This window comes from Serratia sp. KH_031, from assembly GCF_057839655.1.
In genome coordinates, this window is record NZ_CM174496.1 from 3,082,965 (window position 1) to 3,101,658 (window position 18,694).

20 protein-coding genes are annotated in these 18,694 nt (G+C 49.5%); 15 read left to right on the forward strand and 5 right to left on the reverse strand.

The genetic code is table 11. The features are described 5' to 3' along the window. The first annotated feature begins 2 nt into the window (after window positions 1–2). Window positions 3–1,001 carry an NADH oxidoreductase gene (gene hcr / locus AC3ISQ_RS13850; RefSeq protein ID WP_489347357.1) on the forward strand — a complete coding sequence of 333 codons (999 nt, stop codon included), beginning with the start codon at window positions 3–5 and terminating at the stop codon, window positions 999–1,001. A gap of 64 nt (window positions 1,002–1,065) precedes the next feature. Then, complete coding sequence (gene ltaE / locus AC3ISQ_RS13855) at window positions 1,066–2,082, forward strand: low-specificity L-threonine aldolase (RefSeq protein WP_489347358.1); 1,017 nt, start codon at window positions 1,066–1,068, stop codon at window positions 2,080–2,082. Between the two features lie 21 nt (window positions 2,083–2,103). Here ltaE and AC3ISQ_RS13860 read toward each other — a convergent pair whose 3' ends face one another. Further along, complete coding sequence (locus AC3ISQ_RS13860) at window positions 2,104–2,451, reverse strand: DUF1294 domain-containing protein (RefSeq protein ID WP_489347360.1); 348 nt, start codon at window positions 2,449–2,451, stop codon at window positions 2,104–2,106. Between the two features lie 264 nt (window positions 2,452–2,715). Between AC3ISQ_RS13860 and AC3ISQ_RS13865 the strand changes: the two genes are divergently transcribed. Beyond that, window positions 2,716–4,155, forward strand: a complete 1,440-nt coding sequence (locus AC3ISQ_RS13865) for a DUF2867 domain-containing protein (protein ID WP_489347361.1) — start codon at window positions 2,716–2,718, stop codon at window positions 4,153–4,155. A gap of 155 nt (window positions 4,156–4,310) precedes the next feature. Next, entirely contained in the window at window positions 4,311–5,321 is a 1,011-nt protein-coding gene (locus AC3ISQ_RS13870) for an NAD-dependent epimerase/dehydratase family protein (RefSeq protein WP_489347363.1), read from the forward strand. Here the strand turns inward: AC3ISQ_RS13870 and AC3ISQ_RS13875 are convergent, their stop codons facing one another. Both AC3ISQ_RS13875 and AC3ISQ_RS13880 read right to left on the reverse strand, forming a co-directional pair. Continuing rightward, window positions 5,322–6,158: an N-acetylmuramoyl-L-alanine amidase gene (locus AC3ISQ_RS13875; protein ID WP_489347365.1), complete on the reverse strand. Its 837-nt coding sequence runs from the start codon at window positions 6,156–6,158 to the stop codon at window positions 5,322–5,324. Between the two features lie 30 nt (window positions 6,159–6,188). Beyond that, window positions 6,189–6,515 carry a heavy metal-binding domain-containing protein gene (locus tag AC3ISQ_RS13880; RefSeq protein WP_489347366.1) on the reverse strand — a complete coding sequence of 109 codons (327 nt, stop codon included), beginning with the start codon at window positions 6,513–6,515 and terminating at the stop codon, window positions 6,189–6,191. 162 nt (window positions 6,516–6,677) lie between these two features. Between AC3ISQ_RS13880 and AC3ISQ_RS13885 the strand changes: the two genes are divergently transcribed. The 5 genes from AC3ISQ_RS13885 to artM all read left to right on the forward strand — a co-directional run bounded on the left by AC3ISQ_RS13885 (window position 6,678) and on the right by artM (window position 10,391). Next, on the forward strand, window positions 6,678–7,223 hold the full coding sequence (locus AC3ISQ_RS13885) for a lipoprotein (protein WP_489347368.1): 546 nt from the start codon (window positions 6,678–6,680) through the stop codon (window positions 7,221–7,223). 261 nt (window positions 7,224–7,484) lie between these two features. Next, entirely contained in the window at window positions 7,485–8,213 is a 729-nt protein-coding gene (gene artP / locus AC3ISQ_RS13890; protein WP_489353291.1) for an arginine ABC transporter ATP-binding protein ArtP, read from the forward strand. 52 nt (window positions 8,214–8,265) lie between these two features. Beyond that, window positions 8,266–8,997 carry an arginine ABC transporter substrate-binding protein gene (gene artJ / locus AC3ISQ_RS13895; RefSeq protein WP_489347369.1) on the forward strand — a complete coding sequence of 244 codons (732 nt, stop codon included), beginning with the start codon at window positions 8,266–8,268 and terminating at the stop codon, window positions 8,995–8,997. 9 nt (window positions 8,998–9,006) lie between these two features. Beyond that, window positions 9,007–9,723, forward strand: coding sequence for an arginine ABC transporter permease ArtQ (artQ, locus tag AC3ISQ_RS13900; protein ID WP_489347371.1), 717 nt, complete (start codon window positions 9,007–9,009; stop codon window positions 9,721–9,723). Continuing rightward, window positions 9,723–10,391: an arginine ABC transporter permease ArtM gene (gene artM / locus AC3ISQ_RS13905; RefSeq protein WP_489347372.1), complete on the forward strand. Its 669-nt coding sequence runs from the start codon at window positions 9,723–9,725 to the stop codon at window positions 10,389–10,391. Before artQ ends, artM begins: the two co-directional genes overlap by 1 nt. Window positions 10,392–10,463: 72 nt before the next feature. On the opposite strand, the gene AC3ISQ_RS13910 is transcribed toward artM, so the two are convergent. Next, complete coding sequence (locus tag AC3ISQ_RS13910; RefSeq protein ID WP_489347374.1) at window positions 10,464–11,459, reverse strand: LacI family DNA-binding transcriptional regulator; 996 nt, start codon at window positions 11,457–11,459, stop codon at window positions 10,464–10,466. A 266-nt stretch (window positions 11,460–11,725) separates the two neighbouring features. On the opposite strand from AC3ISQ_RS13910, the gene AC3ISQ_RS13915 reads away from it, so the two are divergent. From AC3ISQ_RS13915 to AC3ISQ_RS13940, 6 genes are all read left to right on the forward strand, one after another. Then, window positions 11,726–12,967 carry an MFS transporter gene (locus AC3ISQ_RS13915; RefSeq protein WP_489347376.1) on the forward strand — a complete coding sequence of 414 codons (1,242 nt, stop codon included), beginning with the start codon at window positions 11,726–11,728 and terminating at the stop codon, window positions 12,965–12,967. A 20-nt stretch (window positions 12,968–12,987) separates the two neighbouring features. After that, window positions 12,988–14,415 carry a glycoside hydrolase family 32 protein gene (locus AC3ISQ_RS13920; protein ID WP_489347378.1) on the forward strand — a complete coding sequence of 476 codons (1,428 nt, stop codon included), beginning with the start codon at window positions 12,988–12,990 and terminating at the stop codon, window positions 14,413–14,415. Between the two features lie 123 nt (window positions 14,416–14,538). Beyond that, window positions 14,539–15,903, forward strand: coding sequence for a carbohydrate porin (locus AC3ISQ_RS13925; protein WP_489353293.1), 1,365 nt, complete (start codon window positions 14,539–14,541; stop codon window positions 15,901–15,903). Between the two features lie 29 nt (window positions 15,904–15,932). Beyond that, a complete protein-coding gene (locus AC3ISQ_RS13930; protein ID WP_489347380.1) occupies window positions 15,933–16,877 on the forward strand; it encodes a PfkB family carbohydrate kinase in 945 nt (314 codons plus the stop codon). A gap of 194 nt (window positions 16,878–17,071) precedes the next feature. Beyond that, window positions 17,072–17,806: an arginine ABC transporter substrate-binding protein gene (gene artJ / locus AC3ISQ_RS13935; RefSeq protein WP_489347382.1), complete on the forward strand. Its 735-nt coding sequence runs from the start codon at window positions 17,072–17,074 to the stop codon at window positions 17,804–17,806. A gap of 81 nt (window positions 17,807–17,887) precedes the next feature. Then, window positions 17,888–18,505: a Fic/DOC family protein gene (locus tag AC3ISQ_RS13940; protein WP_489353295.1), complete on the forward strand. Its 618-nt coding sequence runs from the start codon at window positions 17,888–17,890 to the stop codon at window positions 18,503–18,505. Here the strand turns inward: AC3ISQ_RS13940 and AC3ISQ_RS13945 are convergent. Then, window positions 18,502–18,669 carry a hypothetical protein gene (locus AC3ISQ_RS13945; RefSeq protein WP_489347383.1) on the reverse strand — a complete coding sequence of 56 codons (168 nt, stop codon included), beginning with the start codon at window positions 18,667–18,669 and terminating at the stop codon, window positions 18,502–18,504. The two genes, AC3ISQ_RS13940 and AC3ISQ_RS13945, sit on opposite strands and share 4 nt — an antisense overlap. Between the last annotated feature and the right edge of the window lie 25 nt (window positions 18,670–18,694).

The window sequence follows — 18,694 nt, forward strand, 5'->3', positions numbered from 1 at the left end:
CAATGAGCCAACCTACGCCACTTTGCCCGAACCAGATGCAAGTTCACTCCATCCAGCAAGAAACCGCCGACGTCTGGACGCTGAACCTGATTAATCACGATTTTTATCCCTATCAACCCGGTCAATTCGCGCTGGTCAGCATTCGTAATAGTGAAGAAACCTTGCGTGCTTATACCCTTTCCTCTTCTCCCGGTCAGAGTCGCTTTATCACCATCAGCGTGCGTTGCTTGCCCGAGGGTATCGGCTCGCGTTGGCTAACGCAGGAGGTTAAACCGGGCAGCCTCTTGTGGCTTTCCGATGCACAGGGCGAATTTAGTTGCCAACGCTATCCGAGCGATCGCTACCTGATGCTCGCCGCGGGTTGTGGCGTGACGCCGATTATGTCGATGAGCCGTTGGTTGGTGGCGAATCGCCCTGAGTGCAATATTCAAGTGATCTTCAACGTGCGCACTCCCGCGGATGTAATTTTCGCCGCTGAATGGCAGCAACTCTGTGCCGCTCACCCGCAACTCAGCCTGACGCTGATGGCAGAGCAAGATGCCCAGCCGGGTTTCTTAAGTGGGCGCATCAACGCACAGGTGTTACAGCAAACGGTGCCCGATCTTACCCAGCGGATGGTGATGACCTGCGGCCCTGCGCCTTATATGACACAGGTTGAGCAACTCTGTCAGCAACTTGGCGTCCCGGCGGAGCAGTTCCACAAAGAGCAATTCCATACGCCAGAAGTTGAAGAACAGAGCGATCAACTCACTTTGCGTATCGGCCAACCTCTACGCGAGTTCCGCGTTCCCGTCGGCAGCACGCTGTTAGCGGCATTAGAAGCACATAAACAACCAGTGACCGCCGCCTGCCGCGCTGGGGTTTGTGGTTCATGTAAAACCCGTATTCTCGATGGTAATTACACCACCACCAGCACCATGACACTGACACCGGCGGAAATTGAGCAGGGTTATGTTTTGGCTTGCAGTTGTCAGCTACAGGGCGATGTCATCCTCGCGTAGTAAATAATCTGCTTATCTGGTTATTATGGGGCGTTTCCCTTTCCCCATTAATGGACAGATTCAAATGCTGATCGATTTACGCAGTGATACCGTGACCCAGCCCTGTGCCGCGATGCGCGATGCCATGGCAAAAGCCGACGTTGGTGATGATGTTTATGGCGATGACCCGACAGTCAACGCACTTCAGGCAGAGGCCGTGCGCCTTTCGGGCAAAGAAGCCGCGCTGTTTCTGCCTACCGGTACTCAAGCTAATCTGGTGGCGTTATTAAGCCATTGCCAACGTGGTGACGAATACATCGTCGGTCAGCAGGCTCACAACTATAAGTATGAAGCAGGTGGCGCTGCGGTACTGGGCAGCATTCAACCACAACCGATTGAGGCCAATCCAGACGGCACGCTGCCGTTGGATAAAGTCGCCGCAGCCATCAAACCCGATGATATTCACTTCGCCAAAACCCGCCTGTTAAGTCTGGAAAACACCATCAGCGGTAGAGTGTTGCCGTTGGAGTATTTGCAGCAGGCATGGCAATTCACGCGTGAGCATCAGTTGGCGTTGCACATCGATGGCGCACGTATTTTCAACGCCGCAGTGGCGCTGAACATACCGCTGAAAACCATTGTGCAATATTGCGACACCTTCACGATTTGTCTGTCAAAAGGATTAGGGGCACCGGTAGGTTCACTGTTGTGCGGCAGCGCCGAATTTATTCAACGCGCTAATCGCTGGCGTAAAATGACCGGTGGCGGTATGCGTCAGGCGGGGATTCTGGCAGCAGCAGGTTTATATGCGTTGGAGCATAACGTAGAACGGTTGCGCGAAGATCACGACAATGCCAAATGGTTGGAACAGCAACTGCGTGCCATCGGCGTTGAAGTGGCTGAACCCGGCGCGCAAACCAACGTGTTGTATCTGCGTCAATCGCCTGAACTGGCGGCTAAACTTGGCCCTTGGATGCGTGAGCGCGGCGTATTGATGAGTACCGGCCCACTGACGCGTATCCTGACGCATCTAAACGTCAGCCGTCAGGATTTGCAAAAAGTCGTTGATTTGTGGGCTGAGTTTTTAAAACAACATGCTTGATGATTGAACATTGCGTGGGGTTCAGATCGCCCCACGCTGATAGACCCAATATCCAATACCGATTGCCGCCGCCACATTCAACACCACGCTAATCATAAAATAGGTTTTAAACGGCTGTTTTTGGGTTTTATGGCGAAACAGTTGTTGTCCTACAATCGCACCAAACCAACCGCCTACCAATCCGTAGATCAACAAGGTGAACTCCGGCACCCGCTGCCAATCCTTACGTGCAGCCAATTTATCTGCGCCATAGATGAGTAGCGTCAATATGTTTACGAATAGCAACCACATCCACAGCGGGTGCAAGAACCACAGGCTGGCCACCAGCGCCAAGAGCAATAAGGCATAACAGAAAGTATTGAGTTTCATCTCGGCTCCAAAGCAAAATCACGGAACCTAGTGTGCCTGAGGTAACTTGCTCATATCCACACAAAAAATGCAATTTTACGGCAAATTTGTCATGCTATGGCTAGGCTAACAATGATGATCATACCCAATAGATTTCGAGGTGCAGGAAGGCGGCAACTGAGGGAGTCCCCAGGAGCTTACGCCAGTAAGTGACTGGGGTGAGTGAAGGCAGCCAACACACCTGCAACTTGAAAGATGAAGGGTATCTTGGATAGGGAAAATTTGATGACATCTCAACGCATACTGGTGCTCGGCGCCAGCGGCTATATTGGCCAAAACCTGATCCCTCGTTTGGTGACTCAGGGGCACGAAATTACCGCTGCGGCACGCCGTATTGAATGGATGCAGGAACAGAACTGGCCACAGGTTAATTGCCAGTATGTCGATGTTTATCGCCCCGAAACGTTAACGGCGGCACTGTGGAATATTGATGCCATCTATTATCTGATTCACGGTATGGGTGATGGCGACGATTTTATTGAGAAGGAACGCCAAGCCGCCGAGAACCTGCGTGATGCGCTGCGAAATTCCAACGTTAAACAAGTGATTTTCCTCAGCGCTTTGCAACCCGCTGGCGAAAGCTCACCGCATTTGATCGCCCGTAAACTGACCGGTGAGATTTTGCGTCAAAGCGGCGTACCGGTAACGGAACTGCGCGCGGGGATTATCGTCGGCCCCGGTTCGGCCGCTTTCGAAATCATGCGCGATATGGTGTACAACCTGCCGATCCTAACACCGCCGCGTTGGGTGCGTTCCAAATCATCCCCTGTCTCGCTGGAAAACTTGCTGGTTTATCTGACCGAAGTACTGCAGCACCCCGCCAGCGACAGCCGTATTTTTGACGTCGCGGGCCCTGAGTACATTAGTTATCAAACTATGTTCGAGCGCTTTATCGCCATCAGCGGTAAAAAACGTTGGCTGATCCCCGTTCCGCTACCGACCCGTTTTATCTCGGTGTGGTTTATTAGCATGATTACCTCGGTGCCCACCAGCATCGCCAATGCGTTGATTCAAGGGCTAAACCACGATCTACCTGCCGATGGCACCGCACTGCAAAAACTGATCCCGCAAGAATTACAATCCTTTGATCAAGCGGTAAAAGATACTCTGCGTCGCGAAGATGAAGTGGTGGACTCCGCCGACTGGGGTTACGACCCAGAAGCCCGCGCCCGTTGGCGTCCCGGTTACGGCTTCTACCCCAAACACGCCGGTTGCGCACTGGAAACCACCGCTTCCAGCGAGGCGTTATGGCATACGGTGCAGCAACTGGGTGGCAAAGAGGGCTATTTTTACGCCAATATTTTGTGGCAAATTCGCGCACGAATGGACGATATGATCGGTAACGGCATCAAATATGGTCGCCCTGCACGTGACACGCTGGAAGTCGGCGATCTGGTCGATGGGTGGAAAGTGATCACCAAGAAACCACTACGCCAGTTAGCGCTGATGTTTGGCATGAAAGCCCCCGGCTTGGGGCGACTGACATTTACCATTAATGATCATGGCGATCACCGCACACTAGACGTTCGTGCTTGGTGGCATCCGGCGGGTTTCAGCGGCTTGTTGTATTGGTTCGTGATGATGCCTGCACACCTGTTTATTTTCCGTGGGATGGCCAAGCGTATCGCCCACCTTGCTGAAAAGTACGATCATGACCAATCCTGAATAGGATATTTGTTGATCAACCGCACAGTTTGCCGCTACCGATCATCCCTTTCCGATTGCATAGCGCATCAATTCACGAAAGAATGGCATCTTATTTGCTGGGATGCTGGAAACAGAGCCCAGCATTCTGATTTTTGGTGAGAATAGAGTTCGTTATGAAGGTATTGGTCACCGGTGCAACCTGTGGGTTAGGCCGTAATGCCGTTGAATATCTCCGTCGGCAAGGCATTAAAGTGCGTGCTACGGGGAATAACCAAGCCATGGGTCACCTGCTGGAAAAAATGGGTGCCGAATTTATTCATGCGGATCTCACCAATCTGGTTTCTTCCCAAGCGAAAGCAATGTTGGCCGATGTCGATGTACTGTGGCACTGCTCTAGCTTTACGTCTCCTTGGGGCACTGAAGAAGCCTTCGAATTGGCTAACGTGCGTGCAACCCGTCGTTTAGGCGAGTGGTCCGCAGCCTATGGCGTCAGACAGTTTATCCATATTTCCTCGCCAGCGATTTATTTCGACTATCACCACCATCGCAATATCAATGAAGATTTTCGCCCGGTGCGTTACGCCAATGAATTTGCGCGCAGTAAAGCCGCCGGTGAACAGGTGATCCAACAGTTGGCGTTGTCTAATCCGCAAACTCACTTCACCATTTTGCGGCCGCAAGGCTTGTTCGGCCCACACGACAAAGTGATCTTGCCGCGCTTGCTGCAAATGATTAAACGCTACGGCAATCTGCTGCTACCACGCGGTGGTGCAGCACTGGTGGATATGACTTATCTGGAAAACGCGGTACACGCGATGTGGCTGGCAACTCAGAAGGAAAATACGCCGTCTGGTCGCGCTTACAACATCACCAATCAGCAACCATGTACTCTGCACGATGTCTTGCAACAATTGATCGACGAGCTGGGGATGAAATGCCGCATTCGTTCCGTACCCTACACCATGCTAGATATGATGGCTCGCGGGATGGAGAAGCTCGGTAGCAAGAGTGAGAAAGAACCGGTGTTGACCCACTACGGTGTCGCTAAACTTAATTTCGATCTGACACTGGATACCAGTCGAGCCCAACAAGAGCTGGATTACCGGCCAATTATTACGTTGGATGAAGGGATCAGCCGCACTGCTCGTTGGCTAAAAGAGCACGGTAAGTTGCACGGTCTGTAATTAGCGCATCGCTCCGTATTTCTTCAGCAACGCATCAACAATCGCCTCAGTTTCCGCATCCGGCTCACCACGCGTGTCGTCGGATCGGAAATGCATCTGGAACGCCGCCACTAACACTTTCTGCTGCTCCGCATCCCAATGGGGATCGACGCTATAACCGTAACGTGCCAATTTCGCCAGCAGAGGGGCCATCGGCACCATGCTATGCTTATCCCTTCCAGCCAAATAATATTTCACATCTTCACTGTTCGGCCAGGCACCAATACCGGCCTGTGCCAATTGCTGCCACGGGAATAACAGACCAGGATCTTGCTTGCGTTGTGGAGCAATATCGCTGTGCCCGACGACGTCCACCGGCTGAATACCGTAGCGCTGAATAATGTCTTGGCTGAGTGAGATTAACAGTGCGATCTGCTGCGGTGTGTAAGGCTGCCAATGGGTAAACAACAGTGTTTTGCTGAACCCACGGTTGACGATCTCAATACCGATCGAGGTATCGTTCAGGTTAGTACGTCCTCGCCAACTGCTGGCTCCGGCATGCCAGGCACGTAGGTTTTCAGGCACCAATTGCAATGCAACCAGTTTTCCCTCTTTCAGTGGTGGATGGGCGGGTAGCAAATAGTGAGCGCTAACGTGCTCATCGGTCAGCGTTTTCAGAGAGGAATGGAAATCTTCAGCGGTGTAGTGCATCACCAAAAAACGGATGCGCTGGTCGACACCTTGCGCCTGATAGCGCGTTTCCAATTGATAAGAGCCATGATCGACGGTGGTTCTCGGTTGTTGGCTCTGGCAACCTGCCAACAGACCGATAGCAACAATCCCTATCCACTTCACCACCGTCTCCTTTGTATTTATTTACGGGTACATTTACTTACGGGTCACTTTTACCGCAGTGCCGCTGACCGTGACCATCAACATGCTGCTGTCTTTACCGACTGTTTCATAATCGATATCGATACCAACCACCGCGGTCGCACCTAACTCTTTCGCTTGTTCTTCCAGTTCTTGGAAGGCGATTTGCCGTGCCTTACGCAGTTCTTTTTCATAAGCGCCGGAACGGCCGCCGACAATATCCCGCACCCCAGCGAAAAAATCGCGGAAAATATTGGCTCCGAGGATGGCCTCACCGGTGACTACGCCACAATATTCAGTAATTACAAATCCTTCTAGCGTTGGGGTAGTAGAAAGCTGCATGTGAACTCCTTGTTACTTGTACGATGTTGTTCTAAGACTCTCAGTTTAGCATTATGTTCAGCAGTGTAATGGCACGCAGTACCAAGGCAGAGATGAAAAACGCCTTTATACTGTAAGAGCTTACCCTAATTCATGGTAGAAACTTTCACATAAGGTAAACAGATGAAATTAAAAATGGTTGCGGCGATTGTCCCTTTGGCACTGCTGCTCAGCGCCTGTACCACTGTCGATCCGGCTTATAAAGATATTGGCACCCGTACCGGTGGCTGTGTTGAAGGCGGCCCAGACAGCGTGGCGCAAAAATTCTATGACCTGCGCATCCAGCAAGGAAATACCGGTCTGCCAAGTGGCGACAACTTGGCGAAGTTACAGCCTTATATGAGCAAAGTGTTGTATCAAGATTTTGTCAACGCCAACCAAAAAGGGACTAGCGCCAAAAGCACCGGCGATATTTTCTCTGGTAATACCAATGGCGCAACCAGCGCCGATGTCGCCAGCGCCTCCCGTATTCCGAACACCGATGCCAAAAACATCCCACTGCGCGTACAGTTGAGCTACAAAAAAGACGGCGGCAGCGCGGTTAATTGGCAAGATGAAGTGCTGATGGTTCGTGAAGGCACTTGCTGGGTTGTTGATGATATCCGTTATCTGAACGTCCCAGCGCACGCCGCCAGCGGCACTCTGCGTCAAGTCCTAGAAAACCAATAATCCTATCGGTCACCGGCGCAATCTGTGCGCCGGTTATTTTCTAATCGCATTGATTTAGCTCAATGTTTGAGCGAAATAAGAAAAATCGCTACCTACTTCACACCCTGCACGACAAATCCACCCTTTACCCTAGCGTCACGCTATCTTGTGCTATCCTTTTACTATCCCGCTGCGCAGTAATAAATTTTAACTCACAAAGATTGCATAAGTATTCTGTGGAAGTTAACATTCGCGGCATCAATGTCTATTCAATTCTGGCGCATGAGTATTCAACTAAAAGATATCAACTGCTTTTACGGCGCACATCAAGCGTTGTTTAACATCACGCTGGATTGCCCAGCAGGGGAAACCTTAGTGCTGCTTGGTCCAAGCGGCGCGGGGAAAAGCTCATTGTTGCGGGTGCTTAACCTGCTTGAGATGCCACGTTCCGGCAACCTGCAAATCGCTGGCAATCAATTCGACTTTAAGCAAACTCCCGGTGAAAAAGCCATCCGTGAACTGCGGCAAAATGTGGGTATGGTATTCCAGCAATACAACCTCTGGCCGCACCTGACGGTGGTGCAAAACCTGATTGAAGCGCCTTGTCGCGTACTGGGTTTAAGCAAAGCCCAAGCGATGGAGCGTGCCGATAAGTTGCTCAAGCGTTTGCGTCTAACTGACTATGCCGATCGCTTTCCACTGCATCTTTCCGGCGGCCAGCAACAACGTGTGGCGATCGCCCGTGCGTTGATGATGGAGCCACAGGTTTTGCTGTTTGATGAACCGACTGCGGCGCTAGATCCAGAAATCACGGCCCAGATCGTCAGCATCATCCGCGAACTGGCGGGCACTGGCATTACCCAAGTGATCGTGACCCACGAGGTAGAAGTGGCGCGTAAAACCGCCAGCCGCGTGGTGTATATGGAAAATGGCCACGTGGTGGAGCAAGGCGATGCTAGCCACTTCACGCAGCCGCAAACCACCGAGTTTGCCAACTATTTATCACACTAATAATTTGGTTATCACACTAATAATCTGACTTGCTGTTTTAGGGGACTTTGCGATGAAAAAACTCATAATCGCCGCCGTTTTGGCTGGCATCAGCGTTTCCGCCTCCGCAGCCGAAACTATCCGTTTCGCTACCGAAGCCTCTTATCCTCCGTTTGAATTCGTTGGCGCGGATAACAAAATTCAAGGCTTCGATGTCGACTTGGCTAACGCCATGTGTAAAGAGATGCAGGCCACCTGTACTTTTACCAATCAGGCTTTCGACAGCTTGATCCCAAGCCTGAAGTTCAAACGTTTCGACGCGGTTATGGCCGGTATGGACATCACGCCTGAGCGTGAAAAACAGGTTCTATTCAGCAAGCCTTACTACGATAACTCGGCGCTGTTCATTGCTGAAAAAGGCAAAGTGGCTGATGTTGCTGCGCTGAAAGGTAAAAGAGTTGGCGTGCAAAACGGTACCACTCACCAGAAATTCCTGACCGACAAGCATCCAGAAATCACCATCGTGCCTTACGACAGCTATCAGAACGCGTTGCTGGATCTGAAAAATGGCCGCGTAAATGCGGTATTCGGTGACACTGCGGTCGTTAACGAGTGGCTGAAGGATAATGCGACCTTGTCTGCCGTGGGCGATAAAGTGACGGATAAAGATTACTTCGGTACTGGTCTGGGGATTGCGGTACGCAAGCAAAACACCGAGTTGCAGGGCAAATTTAACGCCGCCCTCGACAAGATCAAACAGGATGGGACTTACGAGACCATCTACAAAAAATGGTTCCAGCAGTAATCACTATCGATGAATGAATTTCAACCTCTAGCCAGCGCCGCCGGGATGACCGTCGGCCTTGCCGTTTGTTCGCTAATCCTCGGGTTGGTCCTAGCGATGCTATTTGCCGTCTGGGAATCTTCACGTTGGAAACTGGTCAGTTGGCTCGGCACCGTCTGGGTCACGCTGCTGCGCGGCTTGCCAGAAATTCTGGTGGTGCTGTTTATCTATTTCGGTTCATCACAATTGCTGTTGATGTTGTCCGACGGCTTTACTCTGAACCTCGGCCTGTTCGAAATACCGATCCAGTTGGCGATCGATAACTTCGAAGTCAGCCCATTCCTGTGTGGCGTTATCGCCCTCGCCCTGCTCTATTCCGCTTATGCCTCGCAGACTCTGCGCGGTGCGTTAAAAGCGGTTCCGCAAGGGCAATGGGAATCGGGTCAGGCGCTGGGGATGAGCAAGGCGGCGATTTTCTTCCGTCTGATCATGCCGCAGATGTGGCGTCATGCGTTGCCCGGTCTCGGTAACCAGTGGTTGGTGTTGCTAAAAGACACCGCATTAGTTTCGCTGATTAGCGTTAACGACTTGATGTTGCAAACCAAAAGCATCGCTACCCGCACTCAGGAGCCGTTCAACTGGTATATGATTGCAGCGGCGATCTACCTGGTTGTCACCTTGCTCAGTCAGTACATTATTAAGCGAATTGAGCTGCGCGCCACGCGCTTTGAGCGAGGGCCAGCCTGATGCTTGAATATTTACCGGAAATCATTAAAGGGCTACACACTAGCCTGACGCTGACGATTGTCGCACTGATTGTCGCGCTGGTTTTGTCGCTGTTATTAACCGTGATCCTGACGCTGAAAACGCCGGTGTTAACGCCGTTGGTGAAGATTTACATCACGCTGTTCACCGGTACACCGCTGTTAGTGCAGATCTTCTTGATCTACTACGGCCCCGGTCAGTTCCCGTCGATCCGTGAATATCCGTGGCTGTGGAACCTGCTTTCACAACCTTGGCTGTGCGCGATGATTGCACTGGCACTGAACAGCGCCGCCTATACCACCCAGTTGTTCTACGGTGCGGTGCGCGCGATCCCTGCCGGCCAATGGCAGTCTTGCGAAGCACTGGGCATGTCGCGTAAGCAAACGCTGCGTATTCTGTTGCCATTCGCTTTCAAACGCGCGTTGTCGTCGTATTCCAACGAAGTGGTCCTAGTATTCAAAAGTACCTCATTGGCCTACACCATTACCCTGATGGAAGTGATGGGCTACAGCCAGTTGATGTATGGCCGAACTTACGACGTAATGGTATTTGGTGCTGCAGGTATTGTTTATCTGGTCGTCAACGGTCTCCTCACGCTGCTGATGCGCGTGGTAGAACGCCGAGCGCTGGCATTCGAACGTCGTAACTAATCTCGCTAAGCCTCGTATCTCACGAGGCTTTTTTTGCTTCACCACGCATTAGTATTGACGCCATAAAACAATCTATATCGACTCTCGTTGCAACCATGGACTGGGGACGCGAATAGTCGTCCGATGGCTATCACCATTGATAATATGCAACGCACTCAGGCGACCAATCTCGTAATGAGGAAGCTGAACGGTCGACAGCGGCGGTAAAAACAGATCGCCAATCCCTACCATGTTGTCATATCCCAGCACCGCGACATCTTGGGGAATACGTATACCTTGGGCAAGCAGGGTTTGATAAACCAAAAACGCAACGCGGTCATTACCACACACCACGGAATCAAACGTCGGCTTACCATGCTGAAAGTGCATTAGCACGATGCCCGGAATATCCCGATAATGTTCATCACCGTATTCCATGTAGAAGTGAGCAAGGCTATTTGGATCGACTCCCATTTCGCGACAGGCCCGCTCCAACCCTTTACGGCGGCGTACAGTAGCGAGATGACGAGCAGGTAAATGCAGGCACAGCGGCCGACGAAAACCCGCAGTCAACATGGCCTTTACACCTTCATATTGCCCTAGCTCATCGTCAGGAATATAACTGGCGACCGGGTCATGCAAACTCTCACAATTGGCAAGCACGCAGGGAAGCGTCAGCAATTTAGGTGGCACGGGAACCTGACGTAAGCCCATCGTGGTATAGATGATGCCACCGGGACGGTGAGACAGTAACAGATCAACCATGGTTTCCGGATTGTCATCCGTGAACATATTCACCACGAAACTGTTCCAGCCGTGCGCACGTGCCGTCTCTTCGATGGACAGTGTTATCTCAACTGAAAACGGTGTGGTCACCGTGTCTAACGCCAGTACACCAATAGTTTTGGGGGTTGCCCGTGCCCCACGAATTTTTTTTGCTGATAAGTCAGGAACATAATTTAGCTCATCAATGGCAGCCAGCACTCGGCTCAAGGTGTCAGATTTAAGCCGCTCGGGATTGTTTAAGGCGCGTGATACCGTCATTAACGATACATTGGCCAGCTTTGCCACATCTTTTAACGATGCCATAGTCCCCTGTCCTGATTATGCTTTATCTCAACATGCACCTTTAGGATGCACAGGCTATACAAGTCACTTTCTGATGTAAAAGAATAGTGTTCCCACTATTACAATGTAAAACATCCCTACAATCGACAATAAATCTTGATAACGATCTCAATCGCAAAATGTTAACGTTAACTTTTGTGATTAACATCGTACATCAACACAAAACAGCATGATAAATCGCCGTTGTTAACGTTACCATAAAATCATCACCTCTACATGAGATTGCAATGATGAAAAGACATCATTCCCGAAGTTATCCGATATTAAGTGCATTATTGTTCTTTTTCTTCGTCAGTTGGTCATCGTCCAGCTCGCTGCTTTCTATCTGGCTTAGTCAAGAAGTTGGGCTCAAAGCCACAGATACCGGCATTATTTTCTCGGTGTTGTCGGTTTCTGCTCTGTGTGCTCAGGTCTGTTATGGGTTTATTCAGGACAGGCTCGGCTTACGTAAGAACCTGCTGTGGTATATCACCGCGCTGCTGATTTTATCGGGCCCCGCGTATCTGCTGTTTGGTTACTTACTGAGTATTAATATTTTTCTCGGCAGTATCTTTGGTGGGCTATTTTTGGGGCTGACCTTCAACGGCGGGATCGGCGTACTGGAATCCTACACAGAACGTGTAGCCCGGCAGAGCACCTTCGAGTTTGGCAAAGCCCGCATGTGGGGCTCACTTGGCTGGGCCGTGGCGACTTTTTTTGCTGGCCTTCTGTTTAATATCAACCCAAAACTTAACTTCCTTGTGGCCTCATGCTCGGGTCTAGTCTTTTTCTTCCTGTTGGCGCGGCTAAAAGTGAGCACCCCGGCAAGTCTGGAGAAGCTGGAAATCGGTGCCGGTAAAGTGACGTTGGAAGATGCCCTGCGTCTGTTAACACTGCCACGTTTTTGGGCATTGGTGTTCTTTGTCGTCGGCACCTGTATTTACGGTGTCTACGATCAGCAATTCCCAGTCTATTTTTCCTCACAGTTCGCAACCCTACGCGAAGGTAATGAGATGTTTGGTTATCTCAATTCATTTCAGGTGTTTCTCGAAGCCGCCGGAATGTTCTGCGCTCCATGGCTGGTCAATCGTATCGGTGCCAAAAACGGGCTGATTTTTGCCGGTATGGTGATGGCACTACGCATGGTGGGATCGGGTCTGGTGGAGGGGCCAATACTGATTTCTATTACTAAGTTACTCCATGCCGTAGAACTCCCCGTGCTGTTGGTGTCCATTTTTAAATACAACAGCCTGAACTTTGATAAACGCCTCTCCTCAACACTGTATTTGGTCGGTTTTGCTTGCACCAGTTCCGTTATTGCAACCGTGCTGTCACCACTCGCGGGCTACAGCTACGAAAAATATGGTTTCGCCGAATCTTACTTGTTCATGGGGATGATGGTGTTCTGCACCACCTTTGTTTCGATGTTCCTCTTACGGAGCAACAAAGCTTCATCGGAAGGTTTACTTTCCCCTTCCTCGACCATTTGAATGAAAAAGAGTGAATTTTTATGACATTACAAATTGCTAATGCTGAGCAGGAACTGAACTCAAAACGCGAGACGCTGAATATGCGCTGGTATCCCCGTTTTCATCTGGCCGCCCGCGCAGGCTGGATGAACGATCCCAATGGTCTGGTATGGTTTGATGGCTGGTTTCACGCCTTCTACCAGCATCACCCTTACTCCACAAAATGGGGGCCGATGCACTGGGGTCATGCGCGCAGCCACGATCTAGTGCATTGGGAACACCTGCCCGTCGCGCTCGCGCCGGAAGGTCCAGAAGATAAAGATGGCTGTTTCTCCGGTTCGGCGGTGGTCAACGGTGATGAACTGGCATTGATCTACACTGGGCACAAGTTTCATGGCGATCCGTCGAGTGACGACAACCTTTATCAGGTGCAATGCCTTGCGACTAGCCGGGACGGCATTCATTTTACGCGCCAGGGACAAGTGCTGGATACGCCGCCGGGGTTACACCACTTCCGCGATCCGAAAGTCTGGCGTGAAGGTAACAACTGGTACATGGTGGTCGGTGCACGTGATGTCGAAACTGGGCAGGTACAACTCTATCGCTCAAACGACCTGCACCACTGGGAATCTCAAGGGATTTTGGCTCAAGCGCCGCAACACCTGGGCTATATGTGGGAATGTCCAGATTTCTTCACGCTAGGTGACAAACAGATCCTAATGTTTTCTCCACAAGGGATCGCGGCACAAGGCTATACGAACCGTAACTTATTCCAGAGTGGTTATATCGTTGGGCGTTGGCAACCAGGTGGGGAATTTACGCAAGAAAATGCATTTCAAGAGTTGGATCATGGGCATGACTTTTACGCACCGCAAAGCTTCCTGACACCGGATGGCCGCCGAATTGTCATCGGGTGGATGGATATGTGGGAATCCCCGATGCCAGAACAACAGGACGGATGGGCTGGTATGCTTTCACTGCCGCGTGAGTTGACGCTCACGGAAGATAACCGGATACAGATGCGACCGGCAAAAGAAGTCGAAGGTTTACGTCAAGCTTGGTATAGCTGGCCGATCAGCCAACTCCATAACCAGCAAATGTGTGTGGTTGAACACTGTGAAACCATGGAAGTGATCTTGCACTGGGACACCGCAACCAGCACCGCAGAGCAATATGGCATCGCTTTGGCAGAGGGAATGCGATTGTATGTGGATAACCAGTCAAGACGTTTGGTGCTGGAGCGTAATTATCCGCAATATAATTTATGCGGTCAGCGCAGTGTGCCGTTACCTGAAACTTCCCAACTGGAATTACGCGTCTTTTTCGATTGCTCGTCGGTGGAAGTTTTCGTTAATGACGGTGAAGCTTGCTTGAGTAGTCGTATTTATCCACAACAACGCCAATTAAATATATTTGCATGGTCAGGTAATGCATCACTGACTCAATGTGGAGCTTGGCAATTAGAATAGTTAATATTATCAGATAACCCCCACTCGTCGGCCATCAGCAGGCGAGTGGTATATTTCTAGGGATTACATCAATACAAATAAACAACCCTCATTCATTGTTAATTATTAACAGGGACTATAATGATGAAAATAAAAATTGCGATAGCGTTATGTGCCGGTCTGTCCTCTACTCATCTCTACGCACAATCTACATTAACGGTTGAACAACGTTTTGCGTTGCTTGAACAACGATTACAAACAGCAGAAAAACGAGCCGATAATGCCGAAGCGGAAATTGTTTCATTAAAAAAACAGAATTCGCTTGAGAACAGTAAAATTTCGGCAATCAGTACGAGTAAGCCCCCTTCAGTTTCACCCGTATTAAAAATAAATGATCACGCGGAATTAAAATTTTATGGCGATGTAGAATTAAATATGGATGCAGCCAGTCGTACAGGAAGCTTAACCTCAGTTAAAACCAGTGCTGATAAAGACTGGGCTCCGGGAGACAATGAACGTTGGGGAATTAATGGACGCATTCTATTAGGGTTTGATGGAATACAACATACTCAAAACGGTCATTATGCGGGATTCACTGTTCAACCGTTGGCCGACATCACTGGAAGAATGAATCTTGATGATGCAGCCTTCTTCTTTGGCCAACAAGATAGCTGGAAAATGAAAATCGGCCGCTTTGAAGCCTACGATATGTTCCCGCTCAATCAAGATACATTTGTCGAACACTCAGGCAATACGGCAAACGATCTTTACAGTGATGGTTACGGCTACATCTATATGATGAAGGAAGGACGTGGTCGTAGTAACAATGGTGGCAGCGTTTTACTCAGTAACACACTGGATAACTGGTATTTCGAATTAAATACGTTAATAGAAGATGGTAGCTCGCTGTATGTTAATCAACAATATCATGGTAATGAACTCGACAATAAGAAAAATGCAATTTATTTACGCCCGGTTATCGCATGGCAATCGGGTAATTACTCTATTGCCGCCGCGATGGAGAGTAACGTCATCAATAATGCCTATGGTTATGAAGATAATAATGGCCGCTGGCATGATCAATCTAACCGTACAGGATATGGATTAACCACAACATGGAACTCGCTGAAAAACGATCCTGATAATGGCATAATAGTCAGCGCAAACACCGCATATTTAAATGCAGAAGATGAGAAGGATTTCAGTGCCGGGGTTAATGCATTATGGCAACGTGTCGAAGTTGGTTATGTTTATGCACACAATAAAATATCCAATTTTAATATGGCAGGTATTAATAGCGAATGTAATAGCGATTGTGCCATTCTGGCTCCAGGGAATTATGATATTCACACCCTACATTCCTCTTGGAAACTGCCAGATATTTTAAATATGCCGAATTTCAATATTTACCTCGGGGCTTATGCATCCTGGCTGGACTCATCAGCGGAAAGTGACGCTGATAATGATCCTCGCTATGGTGCCCGTGTACGTTTTAAATATTTCTTCTAAAGAAGAATGAAAATTTTCAAAGGATAATTATGAATATTTGGACACTTGGCGATGCGGTCGTGGATCTCCTGCCTCTATCGGATATGCGTTATGAAGCCTGTGCTGGGGGAGCGCCAGTCAACGTTGCGGCCGGTGTCGCACGGTTAAGCGGTCAAAGTGGGTTTATTGGGCGCGTTGGTGACGATCCTTTTGGCCATTTTCTACAGCAGACTTTGTGCCAATACGGTGTAAATACCCAACATATAGAATTTGACAGCCAACATCGCACCAGTACGGTGGTGGTTTCATTAGACAAACATGGCGAACGCGATTTTACCTTTTTGGTTAACCCATCCGCCGACCAGTTTTTATCACCGTTAGCATTACCGGATTTTGGTGCTGACATTCTCCATTTTTGTTCATTGGCGCTGGTGGCGGAAGCTTGCCGCGAGACATTGGTTCATGCAATAGGGCATATCAAGCAACAGGGTGGCCTACTCAGTTTTGATATCAATCTGCGCGAGCAGATGTGGTCTGACCATAAAGAGATGCTTTCCACCGTGCGTCACTTTGCGACTCAGGCCGATATCCTGAAACTCTCAGAAGAAGAATGGTACTGGTTAACGGAAACCCACGATTTTGACCAAGCTATTGCTGCACTTCAAGCGTTGCCAGCCCGTTTAAAAGTGGTCACTTATGGTGCGCAAGGGGCCATGGTGTTGTGGCAAAAACAGGTGATTCATTTTACCGGGTATGTGGTCGATAGCGTAGATACGACTGGTGCTGGAGATGCGTTTATGGCCGGATTACTGGCCAGCATTGCTTCTCAGAACCTTCCGCGCGACATAACACAACTGCATCAGGCGATTGCGCAAGCCAGTGCCTGCGGCGCGCTGGCAACAACCCAAAAAGGAGCACTTTCCGCAATCCCTGACTCTAATACCGTGACGCGATTTATTGCCTCCCTTCCACTACCAGACTACGAAGTTAAGTAACCCCCATGCTGGCGACCCCGCCAGCTCTACTCTCAGCCCAAATGCCTATAATTCCCACAATCAAATTCCTAATCACTTTTATTGAATATAAATTCACTCAATGGCATAGTGTTAAGCGTAAACACCTCTGGTTATTATCAGTAAAATCAAAAGATGACCAATACCAGTTCAATATTCCGACAGGAGCATTACGCATGAAAAAACTATTACTCGCCGCGACGGTTTTAGCCGGGATCGCCTTTAACGCCAGCGCAGCCGATACCATCCGCTTTGCTTCTTCTGCCACCTATCCACCGTTTGAATCACTTGATGCCAGTAACCAAATTGTGGGTTACGACATCGATTTGGCCAAAGCGCTGTGTAAACAAATGCAGGCTAATTGCACCTTCAGTAACCATGCTTTCGACAGCCTGATCGCTGCATTAAAATTCAAAAAATATGATGCGGTAATTTCTGGCATGGACATCACGCCAGAGCGTAGCAAGCAGGTCAATTTCACCCAGCCGTATTACGCCAACTCAGCCATCGTTATCGCCCAAAAAGGCAAATACCACTCGCTGGCCGATCTGAAAGGTAAAAAGTTGGGGATGGAAAATGGCACCACGCATCAGAAATATATGCAGGACAAGCACCCAGAAATTAACACCGTGTCTTACGACAGCTACCAGAACGCCATTCTGGAAGTGAAAAACGGCCGCATCGACGGCGTATTTGGTGATACCGCCGTCGTGAATGAATGGCTGAAAACGAATCCAGACTTGGCTCCGGTCGGTGAGCATATAACGGATGCACAATACTTCGGCACCGGTTTAGGAATTGCAGTTCGTCAGGACAATAAGGCGCTGTTAGCCAAGCTGAATGCGGCGCTGGACGCCATTAAAGCCGATGGAACGTACAAAGCCATCAACGACAAATGGTTCCCGCAATAAGGTCTTTTGGGGCGCGTCACTGCGCCCTTTTCTCTCTGATGGTGTATTCTGTTTAAAAATCACCCAACGGAGGATGTGATGATGAACAGATACGATGTTCCCAACTCACAAGGAAAATTTGCTGAAGGTTCCGATCACGAAGTGCTCGAAAATAAGCTAGGTATTTTTCGTCCGGACGAAATGGACGATGTCGAATTAGTGCTTTTGGAAAAACTCTACCTTTCCCTATTAGTTTCCGATCTTCCCGCAGGAAAAATCACTACCGCATTACTCAAACAGTGGCACCACCGATGGCTGGGAAATGTATACGACTGGGCTGGACGTGAACGCTCGGTCAATATTAGCAAAGGTGGATTTATGTTTGCCCCATCGGGACAGGTGGTAAAGCTATTTACTCAATTTCAGTCAGAATGTTTGGATCGATTTACTCCATGCTTTCAGCTGGATCAGGAACAACTCATCGAAGCTATTGCGATTACCCACGTCGAATTCATTCTTATTCACCCCTTCCGTGAAGGCAATGGTCGGTTAGCACGGTTACTCGCAGATGTGATGGCGGTGCAAGCCGGTAACGAACCACTAGATTATCGTGAGTGGGATAAGCATAAGTCGGAATATATTGCGGCGATCCAACATGGCCTTAACATGAACTATCAGCCAATGAAGAAATGGGTCAGAATAGGTTTACAAGCGGCTTAAAGCGCCAAGTGAACATGAGCATACTTGATGCGTTTTTCCTGCATTGTTGCTGCTAATTTGTCAGGATCTTGCCCAGTTTCGATAGCCGTAGACGTCACTACGGAACGAAGAATGCGCTCTGCCGACGGTTTGTTTTTTTGTGGTGCAGCCTGCTGATTTTTCATATTATTCCTCTACGTCAGTGTTTAG

Excerpts from the sequence above, each read along its gene's own strand:
- AC3ISQ_RS13940 (WP_489353295.1), top strand. The coding sequence starts at position 17,888 with ATGAACAGATACGATGTTCCCAACTCACAAGGAAAATTTGCTGAAGGT.
- artJ (WP_489347369.1), top strand. The coding sequence starts at position 8,266 with ATGAAAAAACTCATAATCGCCGCCGTTTTGGCTGGCATCAGCGTTTCC.
- AC3ISQ_RS13870 (WP_489347363.1), top strand. The coding sequence starts at position 4,311 with ATGAAGGTATTGGTCACCGGTGCAACCTGTGGGTTAGGCCGTAATGCC.
- artJ (WP_489347382.1), top strand. The coding sequence starts at position 17,072 with ATGAAAAAACTATTACTCGCCGCGACGGTTTTAGCCGGGATCGCCTTT.
- AC3ISQ_RS13860 (WP_489347360.1), bottom strand. The coding sequence starts at position 2,451 with ATGAAACTCAATACTTTCTGTTATGCCTTATTGCTCTTGGCGCTGGTG.
- AC3ISQ_RS13920 (WP_489347378.1), top strand. The coding sequence starts at position 12,988 with ATGACATTACAAATTGCTAATGCTGAGCAGGAACTGAACTCAAAACGC.
- AC3ISQ_RS13885 (WP_489347368.1), top strand. The coding sequence starts at position 6,678 with ATGAAATTAAAAATGGTTGCGGCGATTGTCCCTTTGGCACTGCTGCTC.
- AC3ISQ_RS13880 (WP_489347366.1), bottom strand. The coding sequence starts at position 6,515 with ATGCAGCTTTCTACTACCCCAACGCTAGAAGGATTTGTAATTACTGAA.
- AC3ISQ_RS13915 (WP_489347376.1), top strand. The coding sequence starts at position 11,726 with ATGATGAAAAGACATCATTCCCGAAGTTATCCGATATTAAGTGCATTA.
- ltaE (WP_489347358.1), top strand. The coding sequence starts at position 1,066 with ATGCTGATCGATTTACGCAGTGATACCGTGACCCAGCCCTGTGCCGCG.
- AC3ISQ_RS13945 (WP_489347383.1), bottom strand. The coding sequence starts at position 18,669 with ATGAAAAATCAGCAGGCTGCACCACAAAAAAACAAACCGTCGGCAGAG.
- artP (WP_489353291.1), top strand. The coding sequence starts at position 7,485 with ATGAGTATTCAACTAAAAGATATCAACTGCTTTTACGGCGCACATCAA.
- AC3ISQ_RS13930 (WP_489347380.1), top strand. The coding sequence starts at position 15,933 with ATGAATATTTGGACACTTGGCGATGCGGTCGTGGATCTCCTGCCTCTA.
- artQ (WP_489347371.1), top strand. The coding sequence starts at position 9,007 with ATGAATGAATTTCAACCTCTAGCCAGCGCCGCCGGGATGACCGTCGGC.
- hcr (WP_489347357.1), top strand. The coding sequence starts at position 3 with ATGAGCCAACCTACGCCACTTTGCCCGAACCAGATGCAAGTTCACTCC.
- artM (WP_489347372.1), top strand. The coding sequence starts at position 9,723 with ATGCTTGAATATTTACCGGAAATCATTAAAGGGCTACACACTAGCCTG.
- AC3ISQ_RS13925 (WP_489353293.1), top strand. The coding sequence starts at position 14,539 with ATGAAAATAAAAATTGCGATAGCGTTATGTGCCGGTCTGTCCTCTACT.
- AC3ISQ_RS13865 (WP_489347361.1), top strand. The coding sequence starts at position 2,716 with ATGACATCTCAACGCATACTGGTGCTCGGCGCCAGCGGCTATATTGGC.
- AC3ISQ_RS13910 (WP_489347374.1), bottom strand. The coding sequence starts at position 11,459 with ATGGCATCGTTAAAAGATGTGGCAAAGCTGGCCAATGTATCGTTAATG.